Annotated in this window: 2 protein-coding genes and 1 pseudogene; 1 reads left to right on the forward strand and 2 read right to left on the reverse strand. The window is 37.2% G+C overall.

Features of this window, described 5'->3' with window-relative positions:
* Positions 1-447, reverse strand: a 447-nt coding sequence (locus tag VXQ92_RS18580) for an NAD(P)H-binding protein (protein WP_416682800.1), incomplete at its 3' end; no start/stop codon positions are given.
* Positions 448-659: 212 nt separating this feature from the next.
* Between VXQ92_RS18580 and rpsT the strand changes: the two genes are divergently transcribed.
* Positions 660-926, forward strand: coding sequence for a 30S ribosomal protein S20 (gene rpsT / locus VXQ92_RS18585; RefSeq protein ID WP_000013652.1), 267 nt, complete (start codon positions 660-662; stop codon positions 924-926).
* Between the two features lie 56 nt (positions 927-982).
* On the opposite strand, the pseudogene VXQ92_RS18590 reads toward rpsT, so the two are convergent.
* Positions 983-1,294 (reverse strand): annotated as a pseudogene (locus VXQ92_RS18590) (histidine phosphatase family protein); the annotation flags it as partial.

Here is a 1,294-nt window from a genome sequence, read left to right on the forward strand (position 1 = left end):
AATAGATAATTTTTCGATTCCTAAACTTTGAATATAATCTTCTAATTCGCCTTTTACTTTATTGTAGAAAATTGGCGAATTAGCATTTGCCCCAAGTGCACTAACAATTAAAAAATGAATATGTTTATCTTGGATTAAGTCTGCAAAGTGAGCATTTATCTCATAATCAACTGCATAAAAGCCTTGTTTTGAGCCCGCTATTTTTAAAGTTGTACCTAAGCAACTAAATGCATGAGTATGACCATTCACATCTTCATCATTGAGCAATAAAAAATCGTCTATAACGAGCTGAGTAACTTTCTTATATGTATTAAGTAGTTGTGATTCTTTTCTTACTACAACGGTAATGGCCTCAAATTCTGGTGTTTGCTCAAGTTGTTCAACAAGCGCTAAACCAACGAGTCCTGTAGCACCTACTACAATTGCTTTTTTCGTACTTATAGTCATTTTTTATCCAACCCTCTTTAAGTTTGTATCAAATTTAACCTTTTCTTACGGTTTTAGCAGCCCCTAAAACCGCTTAAAATGCTCTCAAGGCTTGACTTCACGGTATTGATTCATCACAATATGGCACTTGTTTACGGGCTGGTGATGGTTACACCAGTTTACTGGATTGACCACAGCCCGCCCAGACCAACTTATTTTCAAGGAGTGCAAGAGTGGCAAACTCTGCTCAAGCTAAAAAACGTGCGCGCCAAAACGTTAAAGCGCGTAAACACAACGCAAGCTTGCGTTCTATGGTTCGTACTTACATCAAACGTACTTTAAGTGCAATCGCTGGTGGTGATTATGCTGTTGCTACAGAAGCTTACAAAAAAGCTGTTCCTGTAATCGACCGCATGGCTGATAAAGGCATCATCCACAAAAATAAAGCTGCTCGTCATAAGAGCCGTTTAAATGCTCAAGTTAAAGCTTTAGCTAACTAATTGAAGCATGTAAAAAAAGCCCAACAGGGCTTTTTTTATTGTCTATGTTTTTGTGTTTACTGTACTTTATGGAACTCAGAAACATCTAACTCGTAAGTTTTGCCTCTCCAAATCCACTTTAATTTACAATTTGGAAATTCATCACCTTCAAACCATACAAACAGCCCTTCCATCATGGCAGGCCAATCTGCTTTTTGTATTTGGTTATTGCCTGAAATTACTGCAACAATCGCTGCAATAATTGTGTCGTGACTTACAGCTAAACTTAGACCACTTTTTGTTTTAGGATGAGTTTGATAAATCAGCTCTAATACATCTAATACGCCAGTAATTGGATGTTTCATACCTGGCAAGGCATTGTTCACAAA

The sequence above is a fragment of the Acinetobacter sp. 228 genome, from assembly GCF_048147885.1.